This is a genomic window from Mucilaginibacter sp. Mucisp86 (assembly GCF_047324315.1).
GTDB lineage: Bacteria > Bacteroidota > Bacteroidia > Sphingobacteriales > Sphingobacteriaceae > Mucilaginibacter.
Genome location: NZ_CP168503.1, coordinates 6,369,875 through 6,390,907, shown reverse-complemented (window position 1 = coordinate 6,390,907; position 21,033 = coordinate 6,369,875). Strand labels below are relative to the sequence as shown.

At 43.9% G+C, this 21,033-nt stretch carries 14 protein-coding genes; 3 read left to right on the top strand and 11 right to left on the bottom strand.

All coding sequences use genetic code 11. The features are described 5' to 3' along the window. The 11 genes from ACEN9X_RS26565 to ACEN9X_RS26515 form a co-directional block, all read right to left on the bottom strand. Entirely contained in the window at positions 1–2,466 is a 2,466-nt protein-coding gene (locus ACEN9X_RS26565; RefSeq protein WP_413668011.1) for a glycoside hydrolase family 2 TIM barrel-domain containing protein, read from the bottom strand. A gap of 1 nt (position 2,467) precedes the next feature. Next, complete coding sequence (locus ACEN9X_RS26560; RefSeq protein WP_413668010.1) at positions 2,468–3,307, bottom strand: ATP-binding protein; 840 nt, start codon at positions 3,305–3,307, stop codon at positions 2,468–2,470. A 30-nt stretch (positions 3,308–3,337) separates the two neighbouring features. Continuing rightward, complete coding sequence (locus ACEN9X_RS26555; RefSeq protein ID WP_413668009.1) at positions 3,338–5,416, bottom strand: hypothetical protein; 2,079 nt, start codon at positions 5,414–5,416, stop codon at positions 3,338–3,340. Positions 5,417–5,421: 5 nt separating this feature from the next. Beyond that, complete coding sequence (locus ACEN9X_RS26550; RefSeq protein ID WP_413668008.1) at positions 5,422–7,026, bottom strand: glycoside hydrolase family 28 protein; 1,605 nt, start codon at positions 7,024–7,026, stop codon at positions 5,422–5,424. Between the two features lie 2 nt (positions 7,027–7,028). Further along, positions 7,029–8,246 carry a glycoside hydrolase family 88/105 protein gene (locus ACEN9X_RS26545; RefSeq protein ID WP_413668007.1) on the bottom strand — a complete coding sequence of 406 codons (1,218 nt, stop codon included), beginning with the start codon at positions 8,244–8,246 and terminating at the stop codon, positions 7,029–7,031. 17 nt (positions 8,247–8,263) lie between these two features. Continuing rightward, positions 8,264–8,728: a c-type cytochrome gene (locus ACEN9X_RS26540; protein WP_413668006.1), complete on the bottom strand. Its 465-nt coding sequence runs from the start codon at positions 8,726–8,728 to the stop codon at positions 8,264–8,266. 7 nt (positions 8,729–8,735) lie between these two features. Beyond that, positions 8,736–10,019, bottom strand: coding sequence for a PQQ-dependent sugar dehydrogenase (locus ACEN9X_RS26535; RefSeq protein WP_413668005.1), 1,284 nt, complete (start codon positions 10,017–10,019; stop codon positions 8,736–8,738). A gap of 13 nt (positions 10,020–10,032) precedes the next feature. Beyond that, positions 10,033–11,589, bottom strand: a complete 1,557-nt coding sequence (locus tag ACEN9X_RS26530; RefSeq protein WP_413668004.1) for a glycoside hydrolase family 28 protein — start codon at positions 11,587–11,589, stop codon at positions 10,033–10,035. Between the two features lie 47 nt (positions 11,590–11,636). Then, positions 11,637–13,346 (bottom strand): RagB/SusD family nutrient uptake outer membrane protein, encoded by a 1,710-nt coding sequence (locus ACEN9X_RS26525; protein WP_413668003.1) that lies wholly within the window; start codon positions 13,344–13,346, stop codon positions 11,637–11,639. 11 nt (positions 13,347–13,357) lie between these two features. Further along, positions 13,358–16,753, bottom strand: a complete 3,396-nt coding sequence (locus tag ACEN9X_RS26520) for a SusC/RagA family TonB-linked outer membrane protein (RefSeq protein ID WP_413668002.1) — start codon at positions 16,751–16,753, stop codon at positions 13,358–13,360. Between the two features lie 129 nt (positions 16,754–16,882). Next, positions 16,883–17,764: a FecR family protein gene (locus tag ACEN9X_RS26515; RefSeq protein WP_413668001.1), complete on the bottom strand. Its 882-nt coding sequence runs from the start codon at positions 17,762–17,764 to the stop codon at positions 16,883–16,885. A 177-nt stretch (positions 17,765–17,941) separates the two neighbouring features. Between ACEN9X_RS26515 and ACEN9X_RS26510 the strand changes: the two genes are divergently transcribed. The 3 genes from ACEN9X_RS26510 (at position 17,942) to ACEN9X_RS26500 (ending at position 21,033) form a co-directional block, all read left to right on the top strand. Next, on the top strand, positions 17,942–18,802 hold the full coding sequence (locus ACEN9X_RS26510) for a chromate resistance protein ChrB domain-containing protein (RefSeq protein ID WP_413668000.1): 861 nt from the start codon (positions 17,942–17,944) through the stop codon (positions 18,800–18,802). A 63-nt stretch (positions 18,803–18,865) separates the two neighbouring features. Further along, positions 18,866–19,858, top strand: a complete 993-nt coding sequence (locus tag ACEN9X_RS26505; protein ID WP_413667999.1) for a DUF1259 domain-containing protein — start codon at positions 18,866–18,868, stop codon at positions 19,856–19,858. Beyond that, positions 19,858–21,033 carry a chromate transporter gene (locus ACEN9X_RS26500; protein WP_413667998.1) on the top strand — a complete coding sequence of 392 codons (1,176 nt, stop codon included), beginning with the start codon at positions 19,858–19,860 and terminating at the stop codon, positions 21,031–21,033. Before ACEN9X_RS26505 ends, ACEN9X_RS26500 begins: the two co-directional genes overlap by 1 nt.

The following is a 21,033-nucleotide window of genomic DNA, read 5'->3' as shown; positions in this document are numbered from 1 at the left end:
TTAAAGGTTTATAAATACGGTTTGTAATCCCGGCGATTGTACGCCGACGACACTTTTACCATTTTGGGTTTGCACTTTTATAGTAGCACGCCCGTTATAAGCCTGCACTTTTCTTGATCCGCCGGATGTGCCCAGATCATCTTGTAGGATGCCATCTCCGCTTAATGAAAAACTGATCCAGTTCACGGCATCAAGGCATTGGACACCATTTTTATCTAAAACCTTCACTTGCACTGTGGCAAAGCCATTTTCGTCGGCTATTTTCTCCAATATCAGCTTAGCAGGCTTGTCCCATTTCTCGGTTTGATACACCTGGTTGATCTCATCTGTTACTATGGTTTTTCCTTTTTTGGCTACTACGCGGATATTATTGGCTCCTTTTTTAAAGGTCACCACCCAACGCAAACCGGCGGCCGGAAAATCCTGGCTGTTACGTTTTTTTACACCGTAGCTTTTGCCGTTCAGAAACAGTTCGGCCGTTTCACAGTTAGAATAAACCTTAATCACTTTCTGCTCGCCATCGTTTCCCCACCGCACGGGCCAGGTATGGCCATAAATATGTGCCATAGGTTTGGTTGCCCAATACGATTGAAAAACGTAATACGATTCCTTTTTGGTCATGTCCCGTTCCAGAACGCCTTTTTGGTTCATATATGGTATCGGATTATCAGGCCGTAAGGGTGTAGCAAAATCTTTGAACACCCAAAAGGCAGAACCGGTGAGCCAGGGCATTGTTTCCTGCTCTTTCAGATGCCAGTCGAACAGATTACAGATATAGCTTTCGCTCCAGTCACCGTCTTTTGAAACCCGTGAGTCTCCGCCAGAAAGTGATGCGTCTCCTGCACGTTCATCGGCACCGCCGCCAGTTTTAATATTTACAAAAGCTTTATCGGGATCTTCCGAATGCCTCAATGCATGGCTATCCCCTCCCCACTCTGCATGAAAAAAGTGGTTCACTTTATTAAACTCATCAAGGGTAGTTTGCTTGTACTCGTTATAAATACCCCGGTACCAGCCTGCCCATATAGAAGGCGAATACACATCAACTATATCCTTACAAAAATCACAGCGGCGAATGGTGGTTTTGCGCGATGGATCAAGCTTATGGGCCCGATCATTTTGCTCGCTCATAAATGCCCTGATCTTTGCCTTGTCAAACTCCGGGAAATCCCCTTCCCAATCGTTCTCGTTCCCCAGTCCCCATAAAATTATGGCGGGATGATTATAATGCTGCTCAATCATATTGGTAAGCATTTGCCGGGCCTGGTTTTTATAAGCTTCTCCTCCTAAACCGCCACGGCACCAGGGTTCTTCCTCCCAGACTAAGATCCCCAGGCTATCGCACAGGTTAAGTACAATACGGGATTGCTGGTAATGCCCCAGGCGAATGAAGTTCACGCCCATATCCTTCATCAACTGCATTTCCCGCTTTATCATGTCCTCTGTCATGGCAGCGCCAACACCAGCCTGATCTTCATGCCGATGAGTACCTCTTAACAATAAACGTTTGCCGTTCAGCATAAAAGGGCCATGATCAACAAATTCAAAATTCCTGAACCCTATCTTTTCTTTTTGGGTATAGATGCTTCCGCTTGTACGGGCAGTAACTTCAACAGTGTACAATGCAGGATGATCCGGCGACCATAATTGCGGTTTTTTTACTATAAATGAACCAATTGGTAAATCCCCTTTGGTGGATGATAAATTATATTTTGATTGCTGAATAACTTTACCTTGCGGATCAATGATTTTGATGTCACCTCCGACTGCATTGATATTTTCAGGATCATAGATCCGGATACCTACATTTAAGCTACCTTGTTTACCATCCTTATCAACCGCTGCTTTGGCAAAAACCTTATCCAATGAAACAGCCTGTACGTATACCAAATTGAGATATCGATAAAGCCCTCCGTACACCGTAAAGTCCGACAAACGTGAAGGAATACTTTCCAAATCACGCGAGTTGTCGCATCTTATCTCGATAGGAACACTACCCTTAAATTGAGTTTGGCAAATCTCCGTTTTCTTAAAATCATCAACAGCCTCGGTTATATCCACTGTCCATTCATCATACCCGCCCAAATGCGAGCCTACCTTCGTATTATACACATAAACATCCGTTTTTTGCCCGGCACCTTCAAAATGCAACAGTGTACGCCCTCCCGTATACGGATTATTAATGCTTACCTGTGTACGGTACCATCCCGGCCCCTGGTAGTAGTTCACATCGGGATCAACCGCATCACGTGCGTTAAAACAATGTGGAAGCGTTACCTGCTGCCAATGCGGAACATCATGCGGAATGCCTTTATCTTCCGGGCGGATAGCCTCCCAGATTCCGCCTAAATCCCGTTGCAAAAATTCCCAGCCGTTATTTAAACGGGTACTTTGCTGCGCGAATAAAGTTTTAGTACTTAAAACACAGATCATTATTAAATACAGTTTCAGGTGTTTCAACTGCATATTAACGGGTGATTAGTTTATAAGCCACTACCTTTTTTCCGAAAAACATGGGCACATACAAAATATGGTTAACGGTATCGTAACCCAAATCGGCAGTATTCATCTTTTGTGCCTCCAAATCAAGCAGGGTTTCTATTTTGCCATCAGCTGTTACATAAAATATATGGCCCGACCAGCAGGTGATCAAAAAATCGCCATTGCCAACAGGCTCAAGTCCATCACCTCCGCAGCTGAGCGTAGTAATTTGGGTTAAATTACCTTTGCTATCAGCTTTCATGAACTTTGGCCCGCCGAGGATATAAAGATCATTACCAATAACTTTAAGACCGTTTACACCATTTACATTGGTTAAAAAAGTAGTTACCTTGCCTTTTTCAATCCGGTGGATCTTTTTGGTTTTACTGTCGGATACGTAAACTATTCCTTTTTCATCCACAGTAATATCATTTAGCATTTTTGCGCTGTCAACCGGGATCTTATTGATCACTTTACCGATTTTGATGTCAATAACCACCACTTCCGACAGGTCTGCCGCGTACAATTGATCACCAACCCGCCCGAGGCCTTTGGGGGAGTTTAAGCCGGTTGTAAAATCAAGGTTGATGATCTTTCCATCCAGCCCGATCTTTGCGACCCCTCCTTTACCATCAACAGCGCTGGGGTTTCCTTCAATTTCTGATACATATAAGATCTTCTTTTTAAAGTCAGGTAAAACCGATTCCGGGATCCGCACTACGGTATCCGTTTCCCAAAGTTTCTCCAATTGATGAGTTTGAGCAAAAGCGCCCTGTACCATAAATACAATTAAAGCAGGCAATGTGCATTTCAATATTTTTTTCATAGCTTGTGTTTTTATAAATCAAGATACAGTTTATAACACGACTGATTGCGTTGCTCCATCAGTTATCCTGTATTTAACCACTTTGTTACTTTCTATAATAGAGATAAGCAATTTCGCTTTATCTATCCGTGAAATTTGAAGATCAAAAACATGGCCGAATGCATGAATATTATTCAAAGCCATCTCGTTCCATCCCTTTGGTAAACGGGGGGTACAGTTAAAATTGCTGAAACCTGTCGGCCTGATACCAAATAAGCCTTCGGTAAAGATCCTGCAATAAAGCCCGCTTTCGGCCGATAAATGCCTTTGATTTCCCTCAGGATAGGCTTCTACCGGGTAAGGAACATGTTCACCTAACAATCGCCTGCGCGAATAATAACGCAGATACTCCATTGCCTTTTCGGTTTTGCCTGCCTGCAATACACCTCGAAGCGCGTACAGCGTTGAACGGTCCCAAAAGGTTTCTTTACCCGCCTGTGTGGCTAAGCCGTCGGCTGTCCACAGGCGGGGCGAAAACAGGGCATTTATGGTTCCCTCGCTCCTGTCTAAAATACCCATGGTAAGCGGCAGACAGATCCAGGCACGCAGTACATCATTCGTTTCGTAGTATTTATAGGTTTCAAACCCATCAATAGTTGCCCCGAAGTACTTTTCGATATTACTTTTAAGCGTCGCGGCCTGTTTTAAATATTCATCTGTTTGTGCTTTTGGCTGATGCAATTGTTTGCCAAGGTATGCGGCAGAGATCAATGCATCATAATAAAGGCTGTTGGTTGACAGATTGGCTTTACCAGATGGGAAGCGCCCTTCCAGTTCATCATGATCTGAAAGAACAACCCCCTGATCGTTCAATTTCCGGTGACTATATTCCAGGCACCAGGTGATAAGCGGCCAGAGCTTTTTGGCAGAATCGGCTTTACCATAGGTTAATGCATATCTTGATGCTCCATAGGCAATCATGGCCTGGTCGCCCCGGTCGCCGGCACCTTTCCATACGGCGTCGCCCTCGGCTACTATTGAGCTGGGGATTGGTTTATACTCCGGGTTCATGTACTTTGCAAATAGCCGGTAACAGTTCATTGCCGAGAGGTTGCCTATACTATCTCCGGAAAAAGCGAAAAACGGACTGATATATTCTGCCTGATCGTTTGCCCAGATAGCGGCATAATAAGCAAGCCCGCCGGGGCCATGCAGGTAACCGACCTTGGTTTTGTAAATACTCTCCGTTCCCCTGATCTTGGCAAAAGCGAACGCTGTATTCAATAAAGTATCGGGTGTTTTTAATTGTAATGGTGATAAAATAGTATTTATACGATTTTCACGGGCTTTTTCTTCAGCATCGGCATCAATTTTAACCGCTTGGGCGGGAAAATCCGTAGCCAGGTAATAAACTGAAAAGGTGGTGTTTGCTCCGGGTTGTACCACCCTGCTGCCATGATCAACAGAACCCATAATTACCGAATGGGGCCTTACTTTGCTTTTAGCGCTATCCGTCCGTACCTCACGGCGCAGATATTCCATAGTAACGGTAACAGGTTTATCCGTTATGTTGGTAAACACAAACTTTTCAATTACCAGTGGTTTGTCTACAGATGGAAAAATACTCCGGTCTATTTTTACCAGAGCCGGATTACCTGCCGCGGCGGCTATCCTCATAATCCCCTTATGGCTGATACCGGTGACATTGTACGAAAGATCACCTGATTTTTTCCCGTTGGCCAGATCTGTCTTGAGCTTACGGTTATTAACAAAGAACCGTGGCAACTCATTATCCTGAAATGTATAATCAATGTGGGTGCGGGTGCCATCGGGCAGCATCCTGAAGGTTGGGAAAACAACGGTACGTGAAACCGAAGCACTGCCGGCGCTATCCAATCCATACTGCACCCATACAGATACCTTTTCGCCCGACATTTCAATATGATCGGTATGGGGCAAGCGGCCGTTGATGGCCCATTTGATACTTCCATCCGACTGGATAACCCAGCGATCTGTTTGCGCGGGCAAAGTAACCTGTTGGGCATAAACCATAAAAGGGAACAAAAATGTCAGGAGTGCTAAAAATATCTTATGTGTGTTTATCTCCATTTGCTGTATTCGATTGCTCATTAATATTAATCTAAAATGGCAGTGCCTGCTTGCAGACCGGCAAATAGGTCGACTTTTTTTTGTATGCCCGGTGTTTTATTTTTCAGGATCCTGATGTCACCGCTTGCATTGCCTTCAATACGCACAAATGCATCGGCAGAGCCGGCAACGTTGGTATTATTGATGTAAGCTCCGGCAACATTATCTAACCTGATCACAGCCTGGGCCCCTGTAGTTTCAGGAATTACACAGGATTTAAGTTCAATGTTTTTCCCGTCCTCACAAATGAAAGCCGGCCGGAGGTCATTATGACTTAATGTGAATTTTACATTATCAAGTTTTAATCCTTCTACATGACGTGCCCATACGCCATAGGCAGGTACCAAGGGGCCAAATGTTTTTACTTCGGGGTACTTATCAATAGCTTCCGGTACAACCTGCCGGGCATTTTCTTCAGTTCCGCCACCTGCAAGGTTTATCCCGATATTTTTTAAAGTAAGCCCTTTAATATTATGTCCGGGGATGCCGGTTATCAGTATCCCTGAAGGTGGCATCAGTTGCGCGTTATCCGCTGCTTTTGCCTTTACATTTTTTATGGTTACGTTTTCAAGCGTTCCTATTGGCTGCTGCGTATCCTGGTCTTTGCGAAACACACTTAACCTTGCCCCTAAACGGATCAGGATGGGCGTTTTTACTTCAACCATGGTAATATCATCAATTTCAACGTTCCTGATATTTGCACCATCAACAGAAAGCAGCTTGATCCCTCCATTGGCTGTATCATAGATATAACATTTTGAAATGCTGATATTTTCAAATGGTGCCATTGATTCGGTGCCGATCTTGATGGCCCCCTGGCCGCTTTTTAATCGCAAGCCCGAGATCACAATATTCCGGCAGGCCATTTTGCTTGATGTAGTTTTAAAACACAGGGCATCATCGCCGCTTACCACATCGCAATTTTTGATAGTTACATCCTGGCAGCCGTCTATATCCATGCCGTCATTATGGGCAACTCCCCTGCTTTCAATTTTTACATTTTGAATGTTTACCTGTTTGCATTGAAAGTAATGTGAGGTCCAGGCGGCTGAGTAATTTAAAGTGACTCCCTTTACCGAAACATTTTGACAGCGTACAACCCGTAATAGAAAAGGGCGCCTCCCCCAGCGCTGTGATTCGGCGCGGGTATCAGTTAGTATTTGCTGCGCTTTTAATTTTGATCCTTGCCCATCGATAATACCCTCGCCTTCAATACTGATATTCTTTTTATCAACAGCTACAACCAACGCCCAGCCCACGCTAATGCCAAGGCCCTCAACAAAAGGATCGAGGTTTTTATAGTCGTTAACATCGGTACTCCCTAATAAAATAGCGCCTTTATCCAGATGAAGGGTAATATTATCATTCAGTGCAATGGTACCTGTCAAAAACACCCCTGAAGGAACCGCCACTTTGCCACCACCGCTCTTATAACAAGCGTCAATGGCTTTTTGAATAGCTTTGGTATTTAAGGTAGTACCGTTCCCGGTAGCTCCGTAAGCCGTAATATTCACATCGGCGGCAAACAAATTAAAATCAGATGCCAGCACTATTACGATAATACATAACAAAAACCTCGTTAGCCTCTGCATGGTTATTTCTTCTTTTCGGCTTTAAGCATTTCTGTTCCGGCTAATAACAAAGCGCCTAAGCCATGAGTATCGTTGAGTTCGGTTGGGCGGGTGTAATAAAATTTAATATCCGTATCCATATTGGTACCAATACAAACATCCTGCAATTGCCCCTCAGCAGTTACTTTTGAGGCCAGGCCTTTCCATCCTTCACGGGCAATGGCTATATATTTTTCATTTATCCAGCCCTGGTTTACAGCCCTGGCTACCGCGTAAGTGTACATAGCAGTGACTGATGTTTCAAGGTATGAATCGGGCTTGTCCAATAACTGGTGCCACAAACCGGTTTGATCCTGGTAGCGGGCGTATCCCACTATTTGTCTCAACAGCAATTTAATCAGCTCTGCACGTTTTGGGTGGTTTGCAGGTAAATTGTTTAATAGTTCAACCTGTGCCATGGCTATCCAACCATTGCTGCGGCCCCAGTGGCCTACACCATTGGTTTGATCATCAGCATAATAATTATGGAAGAACAGGCCTGTTGCCGGGTCATAAAGGTATTTGTTAAAATTCTCAACCTGCTTAATGGCATCATCAAAATATTTACTATCGCCGGTAAGTTTGCCCATACGTGCCAAAAACGGAATACTCATAAACATATCATCGGCCCAAAGGGTACCAAAGCGGGGCTGCGGACGGGCAAGTGTACCATCAGGCAAGCGCATTTGTTTAGTTAAGATATAATTGGCAGATCTTTCTAAATAAGCCTTATAATCCTTTCTTTGTGCGAGGGCATCCACATCAAACAATCCGGCCGACATCGCGCCGCAGGCATCAAGGTTGGTGATATTAAATACAGAACCATATTCAACCTTACCTGCTTTTGCTTTATAAAGCGTTTCGAAATAATTAAGGTTGTCAAAAATGAATGCAAAATTGCGCTGGGAATAGTCTGAATATTTTTTGTCGCCAAGCACATCCGCGGTTTGCATCATGCCAATGGTTAAAACACCATTTACGTATGCCCACTTATTGTATTTACTGTCAACCTTAAGATCTGCCGATGAAGCCAAACCTTTTGTTGAATTATATTTTTCATTTGTTTTGCTATTCACAAACTGGAAAGAAGTTTCCTTAATAACATTATCGGCAACTCGACGCACAACATCGCCGGTATTTACGTCCTGCCCAAATGCTGCCGACGTGCAGGCAATTAGTAATAAGTATAAAAATGATTTCATTTTAGCTGTTTTTGGTGTTAGATATTTTTAATAGCCGTCTTCTTTTTGTTCTTCGCGCGAACCGCCTTTACCTGTGCTGCGGTAATCGCTCCACCCTTGTTACCGAAGCTTTTCCTTACATAAGTTAGTACATCAGCAATTTCACGATCTTTTAAAAAGTCATGCGCGGGCATCACATTTGAGTATGATTCGCCGTCAATATCAACGTTTTCTGAAAATCCGTTGAGCACCACTTTAATTAGCTGTGTATGATCGCCCGTTACATAAGAAGTTTTGATTAATGGCGGGTTCATATTTGGCACACCACCACCATCGGCCTGGTGACAGGTTAAACAATGATTTACATAGACAGCTTTGCCATTTGCTATTGACGCAGCCAGCCCTGTAGCCGGCTTCGCTTTTGTTTTTGTCCTGGTTTTAACCTGCGCCCTTAACTGGAAGCAGCTAAACGCAAAAAAGAGGATCAATAAGTATTTAGTCATTTGCTTATTACTTTTTAAGGTAGATAATACGGTAAATGGTACCTTTTGAATCGTCCGTTACATATAATGAACCATCGGCACCCTGGGCAAGACCGCAGGGACGATGATCGGCACGCCCGGCAGCCGTTTTCTCGGGCGAACCTGAAAATCCATCGGCAAATACTTCCCATGCGCCATCAGGTTTTCCATTTTTAAATGGCTGAAAAACCACAAAATATCCTGCCTGCGGTTCAGGCGCCCTGTTCCATGAGCCGTGAAATGCTATAAAGGCGCCGTTTTTATATTTCGCCGGGAATTGGTTTCCGGTATAAAATAGCAAACCATTAGGGGCCATGTGTCCTGGATAGGCGGCAGCCGGATCAAGAAACTTTGCATCAGCTTCTTTTTTGCCATCGCCGCCATATTCAGGGGCCTGGATCTTTTTATGTTGGATTTGATCGTAATACATAAATGGCCAGCCCGCATTGTCGCCTTTTTTAAGGGCATACATACACTCGGCAGGCAATTCTGCAGATTGTTTGGTAGTGTAAAGCTCTGGCCACGAACTGTTGAGGTTGTCCCTCCCATGCTGCATCACAAAAAGCTGGTTATCTTGCTGGCTCCAGTCCATGCCAACCATATTCCTTAAGCCGGTTGCGTACCGTACACCATCGCCATAGGTTTGGTTTAGCTTATCAGCTTTAAACTGCCATACCCCACCCATCGAATCCAGTATCGGGCATCCCGGTATTCCCGGCGAATGCAGGCCGCGGTCTTTTTCCTGGCAGGAGTTGAACCAGGCTCCTATGTTTACATAGATATTGCCATCGTTATCCAAAGCAAATGATTTGGTTTCATGCTGGCGGCCGGCCTTTAGGCCTGTAATGATTTTTTCAGGTTGATCGGGGTTGATCACTTCATTTTTATCATTTACCTTATACCTGAAGACCTCGGTATTTGACGATGCGTACAGGTACCCGTTCTTTAAATAAACCTCGGTACCACCATAAGTACCAAAGCCCGATTTAAGTTCAGCCTTACCATTGGGCGCTTCATGAAATACTAAGATCCCCTTCCCCTCTTTATTGGGTTTGGCCAGCTTTACATAAATATCCCCCTGTGGAGTAACTACTAAATGCCGGGCCTTCGCACCGGTTTCGGCAACTTTCAGGGCGCCAAAACCTGCAGGTAATTTTAAACCTCCGTTGTCGGCATCGGGCACTACTTCTGTGCCCGGTTTCAGGGCATAAAGTGCTATGCTTACCGGCAGGATGGAAAGTATCATCACCCATTTAAATAGGATATTTTTCATGCTATTTATTTGATTATAATTCTTTTTTATTGGCATTCGCCAGTTTAGTATCTGCTATCGGGCGGCTGTTATAAATATTGAAGTCCTTTACCTCATTTAACATAAAGGTTGGCGAGCCCACCGCTTTTTGCGCCTTGATATGTTGAAAATCGGCTCCGGTTACACGATCAAGAATAAATGGCGGGCGAAAATCATCCGAGATATAGCTAACTTCCACATCACTCACTTTCAAATCTTTAACATTGCGGATAAAGAAGCCATAAGAAGGCATCGTACCGAAACGATAAGGCTCGGGATATTCCTTTTCAAGCGCAGGTACTTCGCGTGCAGATTGTTCTTTTGTTCCTCCGCCTTTATAATAGATTCGGATATTGCTTAAGCGCAAATCTTCAATATCATGGCCGGGGATCCCGCTTATGATCGCCCCATGCTTGCTATCAGCATTATAACATACCACATTGCTGATAATCACACGCCTGAGCGCGCCCACAGGTGCACTTTCCGGCCCGCGCATGCGTGCACCAAGCCTTACAAAAATTGGCGCATTAACAATGTCCCTCATTGTGATATTGGTGATAGTGACATCCTCTAAAAGTGCACCGTCAACAGTTTCAAGCGCCAGGCCCCGGCAATAATCAAACACACAGTTTGAAATAGTGACATTCTTAAAGCCTCCGTTTGATTCGGTACCCATTTTTATGCGGCCCGTAGGGTTACCGTCCGAATATTTTTTTTCATTACGGGTAAAAGTACCGGCCAAAAATGAGCCCTCATCATAGCCGCTTACCTGGCAGTTGGTAATGGTAACATTTTCGGTAGCCCTGGCAAATCCAAGCCCGTAGGTGCTTTTCAAACAAATACCATCATCATAAGGCGAGTTTATACTGCAATTTGAGATCCGTACGTTACGGCAGCAATCAACATCCATACCGTCGCGGTTGGTATCCATTTTTACATTATCAATAGTAAAATTGTCTATCCCCGTCGCCAGGATCCCAAACCAGCCGCCATGCAATATGGAAATGTCCCTGATAATTACATTACGGCATAAATAAAGACTGATGGTTTTGTTAGGGCGTTTATCGTCTTCGCCTTTATTGCTCCGCACCAAATCCTTTCCCCAAAGGGTACCGGGACCCAATATGGAAATATCATGCAGGTTTTCGCCCCAGATCAGGCTGTTATGCCAGTGCCTGTGCCCAAAATCCTGGTAGTTATTATCGATTTTGGCTTCGGGCTCGTCATAACCAGAACTGGCTTCAATAGGCGCGGCTATTATGGTAGCTCCTTGATCGATATATAGGCTGATACCGCTTTTCAGATGAATGGAACCGCTTAAATAATTTCCGGCCGGAAAATAAACTGTTCCGCCACCAGCCGCTGCTGCAGCCTCAATTGCTTTATTGATATTTTGGGTATCAATGGCTTTTCCATCGCCCTTTGCCCCATATAACTTTACGTTATATGGGGATGTTTCGGGCGATGCATTACCATTTGCCTGCGCTTCAATAAAACAAAAAGGCAAAAGAAAAACTAAAAGAATACGAAGTATCGTGTTGTGTTTTTTCATGGTATTTTTATCGCTTGCGTTTATCTACACGTTTAATTTACCCCGGCCTACCAGCCCGGATTTTGCGGATATGGAGTACCTGTAATTGTTGCATCAATTTGGGTTTGTGGGATAGGGCGCAGTACGTGGAATGGCTTAATATTAGCTTTGCCGTCTGTATTATGCAGTTTTACCCTTTCCAGTAATTTACCTGTCCGAGCAAGGTCAAGCCAGCGCACAAGCTCACCGCACAGTTCTCTTGAGCGTTCGTCCAAAATGAAATCCAGTGAAAGCTTATCAACAGTGATATCCATTGCTGCGGCGTTGCCCGAAGGATAAGCAGCCCTTTCGCGGATGGCATTGATATAAGGCACCGCGTCTGCCGCACGACCATCCATAAATAATGCTTCGGCAGCAATTAAATAAGTCTCGGCTAAGCGGTAGATAATAATCGGCCTGCTTGAGGGTGAATTTTGATCGGGACGTTTAGTGTCAAAATACTTGATCATAGCGGGCGACAAAGCAATGCTGTATTTAGCAGGCGGAATAACCTGGTAACGATACTTTGCAATTTGAGCTGAGGTCATAGCATAACCGGGCATCCATATAGCAGTATCGCCCACTGTAAATTTAGGAGCACCAGGTTGCGCACCAGCTGGAGCCCCGGCCGGCAGTGGATTAGACCAGGTAGGTATTGAGGCAGCATTATTACATAACCAGGTTGTTTGAAACGTTTTAGTATAACGCTGGTCATTAATCCTTTCGCTAAACACGGTATCAGTAAGCCAATGGGTAGGCACCACGCGGATGTAAGGGCGCCCATAAAGGGTGCTACGCTGCATACCAGGCTGCACTTCATATTTAGGTACAAATAAGTGGCACAACAGGTTGTCCGGGCCACTGTTATTTTGTGTAGCCGAACCATTGTAGGCCAGTGTAGTGGTATGCTGTACAGTCCAAAGTATTTCGCTGTTGGCCTCGTTACCTTCGGCAAAAACCTTTCCAAAATCCTGCTGCAGCTTTAAGCTACCTGCAGGCGCAACATTGGTGATAAGGTCAATTGCTGTATTGTAAGCATTTTTATAATCATCTGCCTGTTTGGCCGATGAGCCTGCCCTTGTTAAGTATACTTTTGCAAGCATATGCATTGCTGCGGCTTTTGTTGCCCTGCCCGGCTGCACGCCGTTGGTTAAAGGAGTTGCAGGAAGAGCCGCTATGGCATCCTTCAAGTCCTGAACGATAAAATTATAAACATCAGCCATAGGGGCCCTGGTGGCTGATGTTGTGGGTACCGACTGGAATGTTTTATTTAGAGTTACATCGCCCCAAAACTGAACTAATATGAAGTAATAATTTGCCCGCAAAAATTTGGCTTCACCAACCATGCTTGCTGCCGATGTGGCGTCAATACCGGCCGGAACGCTACCGATCAAACCGTTACAGGTGTTGATATACGTGTAACAGTTTTTCCAGATCGTGGCAACAGTACCATCGGCAGTATTAAAGTTACTGTTGTATTTCACCATGCCGTTGTTACCATCGTTACCGGCAATAAATTCATCGGTGCCGGGAACGGTCATTTCAAAATAGGTATCCGGGCCCCAAATAGTTCTGAAACCAGCGTAGGCTGCAGTGAGGCCGGCTTGAAAACCCTGGCTTGTTGTAAAAAAAGTTGGGGTAAGTGTTGATTTTGGATCTTCTAACAGTGTTTTTTTACAAGCTGTAGTTGCAAGACCTAAAAACAAACAGGTGTATAAATATATAGATATCCTTTTCATCTTATTTAAATTTAAAGTGTCATGTTAATACCGAATGTAAATGACTTTGTAGGAGGCGTATCTACGTTTAAAGCCCCGGCTGTTTCAGGATCGAGGCCGTGATAAGTATTACGATACGGAGAAAAAAGAATAAATGGATTTTGCGCCGTAGCATATACCCTTAAAGACCGTGCACTGATACGCCTAGTTATTGACTCAGGCATATTATAGCCCAAAGTGAGGCTCCTGATCTTCAAAAATGTGCCGTCAAAATAACTTAGTGTTGATGAATAAGGCGTATTGGTTGAAGCGGAATTTGGCTTAGGATAATAATTTTGATGATTGGTTGGTGTCCAGTAATCCTCATTCAGGTTATTATAATTACCCTGGAAAGTATTAATAAAGCTCCCGCTCTGGAACATTTTAGAGGTGATTAATCCCCCCACCCTGTAGGCAGCCACTACCGTAAAATCAAACCCTTTATAACCTATGCGGTTGGTGAAACCTCCGGTATAAGTAGGCTGATCAGATCCAAGCACGATCCTGTCGGCAGCGCTGATCTTTCCATCTTTATTTACATCCTCTACCCTGATGGTACCAATTACAGAGCCTGTGCCGGTGGTTGTAAGTCCTAAACTTTTAGCCTGGGCTGTATCGGCTGCTGTGTTTTGCCAGATGCCAATTTTTTTATAATCAAATATGGCATTGATAGGTTGCCCTACAAACAAGCCGTTTGTTATATCCTGGGTAACCCCGCTTGCTAATTTGGTCACTTTTCCCCTGTTAAAGGCGATGTTGAAATTGGTTGTCCAGCTAACCGTGTTCCTGCCGTTGCCGGGTAAGTTGATAGTGCTTATGCTTACCTCGATACCTTTATTTTGCGTTTGCCCCACATTGGTTAAAATGCTGTTTGGAATACCGGATGTTGGCGGCAATGATAATGGCAATAGTAAAGACCTGGTATACTGATGATAAGCTTCAACTGTACCTGTAATCCGTCCCTGGAAAAGGCCGAAATCAACACCTGCATTTAATGTAGAAGTATACTCCCATGTTAGCTTTGGATTAGGAACGTTTGTTGGATAAGCTCCGGTTAGGTTTGTAGAACCAAAATTATAGTTAACCGATGATAAAGCACCCAAAGTTTGATAAGGGTTAATAGCTGTATTACCAACCGTACCATAACTTGCCCTCAATTTAAGATTTGACAGTATGTTTGAGTTCATTAAAAAAGGCTCCTTGGTAACATTCCATGCAACTGCCGCCGAAGGGAACACATGATATTTATTTCCCGGCGCCAGGCGGGATGAGCCGTCTGAACGCATGGTTAAGGTAAGCAGGTATTTATTGGCGTAACCATAATTCACCCTGGCCATGTAAGAAATGATATCCCACTTAGAATATGATCCCGAGCCGCTTAAGTTTGCTCCGTACTGTGGGTTGAAATACTGGATCCCATCCGACAGGATATTATTATAACTAAATGAATTTGACTGCGACTGGCTTTCCTGCAGGCTGTAAAGGCCGGTAAAGTTTACATGGTGCTTTTGCGCAAACACTTTATCATAAGTCAATATGTTTTCAAGCGTATAGTTATAGCTGTAAGTACTTTGGTTATTTGCTGTTGATGCACCGCCAAGGTTATTGGTAGTGGCGCTGCCGTAGTAGTTACCGTAGATGTCGGGCCTTATTTCGGCACCGCCGTTAAACCTGTATTTTAATCCTGGTGCAAGCGTGGCTTCGAGGTAAGCTGTTGTAAAAGTTCCAAACCTTTTACGGGTTTCAACAGCAGCGCCCGGAACAAAATTTGCAAGCGGGTTCCATACCTGGTTGGCACTTCCGGCTGTAAAACCTACCAGGGTGCCGGTAGCATCATCATAAGGTGTTGAAAGCGGACTTGCCCTAAGCGCCTGCCCAAGCGGATTTGCATTTTCTCCATTGGTATAGCTCAAAGTATTTAAGCTACTTAAGCCAACCTTTACATATTTGCCCAATTGCTGGTCAACACTAAGTTTAACAGAATAACGTACAAATGACTGACCGAAATAAATACCAGTTTCGTTGTAGTATCCGCCGGATATGGCATACTGGGTAAGCTCATTGCCTCCCGCAACACCCAACTGATGATCGGTCACAAAGCCGTTTTTATAGATCAGTTTTTGCCAGTCGGTACTGCGTCCGCTTTTTATAGAAGCCACCTCCTGCGGCGCGAAAGAACCATCGGTTAAAAAGGCAGGATCATCAATCCCGGTATATTTACCGGGATTACCGTTGATCAGGCCCCATTTTTTCAGATCTTCAAACTGAGGGCCGTTCATGATATTATATTGGCCCAGCGGTTTATTAAAACCTGCATAAGCACTGTAAGTTATTGCTGTACCGCCCTTTTTACCCCTTCGGGTAGAAACCAGCAAAACGCCGTTTGCACCTCTTGAACCATAAATAGCTGTAGATGAAGCATCTTTTAATACCTCTAATGAGGTTATATCATCAGGGTTGATATCATTCAAACTGCCATTAAACGGGATCCCGTCAACTACGATTAAGGGTGAGTTGGAGGCGTTTATAGACCTGTTGCCACGGATTAAGATAGATGGAGAAGCACCCGGATGACTGTTACCCGCGCTTTTCTGAATGTCCACACCCGCGGCTTGCCCCTGTAAGGCCTGGCCAAGGTTAGCGGCCGGAACATCACGCAGCGATTGCTCGCTAACAGAAACGATTGAACCCGTTACATCAGATTTTTTCTGAACACCGTAACCAACGACGATAACATCACTTAATGACTTCAGGTCGCCTGTCATGGTTACGTTGATGGTTGTTTGATTGTTTACAGCGATTTTTTGGGTTTTATAGCCCACTGAAGAAAATATCAGCGTGGCATTGGCAGGTACTTTAATAGTATACTCGCCTTTAGGGTCCGTGATCACCCCTCTTCCCCCGCCTTCTATACTTACAGAGACACCCGGCAGCGCGCCATTTGCGTCGGTCACCTTACCTGTAACTGTAATATCAGCAGCTTCAATATTTTGCTCATTGGTTTTGTTGGTTAGTACGGTGGGTTTAGCAGAAGCTGATTTATCATAAATTACAATTCCGGTATTGATCTCTTTAAATGACAAACGGGTTTTAGCAAATAAATAATTAAGGATTTTGCCCAGCGGCTCATCTTTGAATTTACGCGGGTTTACTTTATATCCGCTTAATTCAACCGGGTTATAAGAAAATTTGATGTTGGTTTGCTTTTCAAGCTTATCAATTGAACTTTGCAACGATTCGTTATCAAACGTAATCTTTACAGGGAAATCTGAAATCTGGCTCTCTGCATGTTTGGCAAGCAACACCTGGCAAAAAACCAGTGAACTAACCATAACAACCATCGATACCTTCATGAAAAAATTAAAAAATTTAGTCGATTTTTTTTTCATCTTTACGAGGTTTTTATCCTAAAAAACTATATGAATTATTGGATTAGCTTGGAACCTGCCAATAATTTATATCTGCACTCTCTGCCTATACCCCTGCAGCCCGGCTTCGGGGGTACTGGCTTTTTGGGTTTAACTGTTTTCGTTTTTTGCCAGGTAAACCTCCTTTCCTTTCAAAACATAATCTAAATGATGGATGGTTTTGATGATTTCAAGCACATAGGATAGCGTGTTATTATTTGAAAAATGAATAGTTGTTATTAAGTGATCATTCTTTTTATGGTTGTAGTTTACATGAACGCCATAGGTATTTTCCAGCCTCATCACTAATTCGCCAAATGAAACACTGTATAAATTAATTTCACTTGATTTCCAGGCCGCTACTTTCTCTGCGTCAATTGTCCTTATGTGATGGGTAGTCTTTTCCTGATCGTAAACCATTTCTTTATCAGCTGTAAGCAAACCGAAGGTTTCGCCCTTGTTACCAACGGCTACACAACCTCTTGTAACTGTTAACCTTACATCACTGATGTTTTTGTAAAACTTTACATTAAAAGCCGTCCCCAATACCTGCGCATGTAACCGGCCGTAGTTAACAATAAAAGGAGAAGAATTATCGTGTTTTACATCGAAGTAAGCTTCGCCATTAACCAGTTGTACCTCCCTGGTTTTGCCAAAGCGTTCGGGGAATTTTATTGTTGAACCTGAGTTTAACCATACAGTTGATCCGTCGGGAAGTGTTATTGTTTTGAGATTGCCTTTTTTTGCAGTTACGGCAATCATGGCGGCTTTATCTTTAACCGACAATTTGAAGTAAAAAAGCACCGCACTGCACATCAATACCAATGAAGCGGCGATGGCATATTTAGCTGCTGATGTTTTTATAAAATGCCATCTGCCATAAATTTCTTTATGGATGTTATGAAGCATTTCCTTCTCTATGGCCAGCATTGCTTTTTCATCCTGAAGATGGTCGTCTCCGGGATTATGGCCAGGCTTGCGCCTTTGTATCATTATGATTAGTATTTTAAGTTTATCTCAACCGCTTAAAGCAGTTTTTGGCTTTGATACTATATACAGGGCTAACCGGCATTGGTACCAGATCAATTTGCATTTTTTTATTAAATGTGATTTTTCTCCATTAATGAGACTGTCAGGTTCTTGATTACATTTGTAGCTCGAATTAAACAGATGAAATGGATCACCCGCGAACGCCCGAAGATTGACCGCATTGCTTGTCCCTGGCTCATCAAGCGATTTATTGATGCCGAAGCTGAGATCATCTTTGTCCCCTTTCACCAGGTACTGGCAAAAGCCGACGAGTTGAAAGCGATCCCATTTGACCTGCCCGATGTGGAGTACACCCATTATGAAGATCAATGCACTTTTGATTACTTTATCAAAAAACACCAGCTCAAAAATGAGGCGCTAAACAGGATTGCCGCAATTGTGCGTGGGGCAGATACCGACCGGCATGATTTTGCACCACAATCTGCAGGACTCGAAGCAATTTTTTCGGGATTGGCCTATAATATCAAAGACGACCAGAAACTGCTGGAATTGGGGATGACTATTTATGATGGATTATATAGTTGGGCAAAACACCTGCACCAGTTAAAACATTCCCAGGCAGGGCCGGTTGAACGGATACTGCTGGAAGTGTTTCATAAATACATCAAACAAAGTACCTCAAAGAAAGCACCTGATTGGACGAAAGATCTCAGGGAAATGATACAGGATCAACTTGACACCAACATGACCCTGAGTTTGCAGCAAGTATCAAATGAGTTGGAGATCAATCCGGCTTATCTGTCGCGTGAGTTCTCCAAGTATTTTGATAACCTTTCGTTTGGAGATTATATCCGTAAACTCAGGATAGAGAAAGCGATTGGTTTGATGACAAGTACCTCCTATTCATTAACTGAGATCGCTTACCTTACCGGCTTTTCTGATCAAAGCCATTTTAACAGGATCTTCAAAAAGCAAACCGGGCAAACCCCATCCATTTATAAAAAAAGTATCCTGAAAAGTAAAAAGGATACAAATAGTTAATTCCATACAAGTTTAAGGAGTTTCAAGTAGGTAGTATTGTATTATCAACACAATTTACCTCTCATGAAAACAAATATGTTTACGCGCAGGCAAGCCTTACAGGCCACTGCGGTTTTGGGTACCGCCTTATTTTTACCGATTGGTAAAACAGAAGCTGCTGTATTACCTCCAGCGGACAACACACCGCCCTTAACTCCTGATGAAATAGCTGCGATAGATGCTGCTTTGGGTAAAAAAGGCAGTTATAAGGAGGTTGAAGCTGTTTACACCATACCGTTGCCCCGTAATGACCTAAAGATGAAGATTAAGGGGGAGCCGGTGCCAATTCCTTTTGGTTTTGGTGGCTGGGTGTCGTTTAAGAAAACTGTTGATGGTAAATCAGCTATGGTTATGAGCGATACAGTATTGCAAATGGACGAAGTTAACCCGCTCATTTCGGCAGCTCATGCTAATGGTTTGGAAATCGCTGCCATTCATAACCACTTCTTTTACGAAGAACCACGCATCTTCTATATGCACATCCACGGAATGGGCACCGTTGCAGAAATAGCTAAAAAGTATGCCGATACGATCAGGGACAGTAAGCTGTTTCCAGCTAATCAACCAGCACCATCCGCACCTGCCACTATCACAGGTAAAGAGAACTTTGATCTGCTTGCTTTGGATGCTATTGTAAAATATACCGGAACTGTGAATGGCCCTACATATAAATACACCATTGGACGTGCTGATCTAAAGATCATAGCGATGGGTGTGGAAATGACGACCAATATTGGGTTGAACAGTTGGGCTTCTTTCGCTGGTAAACAGGAGGATGCGCATATCGCAGGTGATATCGCGATGCTGCAGAGTGAAGTGAATGGTGTGATCAAAATCCTCCGTGCGCATAACCTGGCAGTTGTGGCCGTGCATAATCATATGCTGGGCGATGAACCACATATGATCTTTCTGCATTATTATGGCCGTGGCAACGCCGCAACGCTGGCGCAGGGCTTTCGGGCAGCATTGGATGTATTAGGCAAGAAAAATGGCGGTATGGATAATATGAAGATGTAATGAAAGGACAATTCATTAAACCAGCCTACTCGCTATTGGATATCACCAGGTATTTCCTCAAGTTAGGTACATGGGGTTTTGGCGGCCCTGTTGCTTTAGTTGGCTATATGCAGCGCGACCTCGTAGAGAATAAAGGCTGGCTTACCGAAGAAGAATATAAAGAGGGCTTAGCCCTTGCCCAACTGGCTCCGGGGCCGTTGGCAGCACAGTTAGGTATTTATATCGGCTTTGTGCATTATGGCCTTATCGGCGCTACATTGACCGGGCTGGCTTTCGTGCTACCCTCCTTTGTAATGGTGGTATTGCTGGGTATGGCCTATCAGCTTTATGGAGGTTTGGCCTGGATGCAGGCGGTATTTTATGGCGTTGGCGCAGCTGTTATCGGAATTATAGCTATGAGCGCCTATAAATTGACCATTAAGTCGATCAGTAAGTTTGAATTACCTGTCATGAAAGCCAAATGGCTCTTGTGGCTTTTCTATATCGCAGGTATAGTAATTACCGTAATTACCGAGCGTGAAGAAATCCTTTTGTTCCTGGCTTGTGGTGTTTTATACATGTTGATTAAAGCACCGCCGCAATGGCTCAAAAAGCCGTCGGTATTGCCAACCGGAATTTTAGTAAGTACAAGCTTCTGGAAATATGATGGAAAAACCTTGCAGGAGATCGGTTGGTTTTTCGCTAAAGCAGGCGCATTTGTTTTTGGCAGCGGCCTCGCTATCGTACCATTTTTACATGGGGGGGTGGTGAAAGAATTTGGCTGGCTGAATGAACATCAATTTATTGATGCGGTTGCTGTAGCTATGATCACACCCGGCCCGGTGGTTATAACAGTAGGCTTTATCGGTTACGTGGTAGCCGGTTTTCCCGGGGCGTGTGTGGCCGCGTTGGCTACATTTTTACCGTGTTACGTATTTACAGTGGCCCTTGCGCCATCATTTAAAAAGATAGCCAAAAATACAAGTATCAAGGCATTTGTGGACGGTATAACTGCTGCTGTGATCGGCGCATTGGTAGGGTCCGTGATTGTCATTGGATTACGGTCGGTGATAGATATTCCTACCCTACTGATTGCCGCTGCTGCTGTACTAGCGTTGATTTATGTAAAAAAACTACAGGAACCTTATATCATTGGGATCGCCGCTATCATAGGCTTCCTGATCAAAACCCTTTAA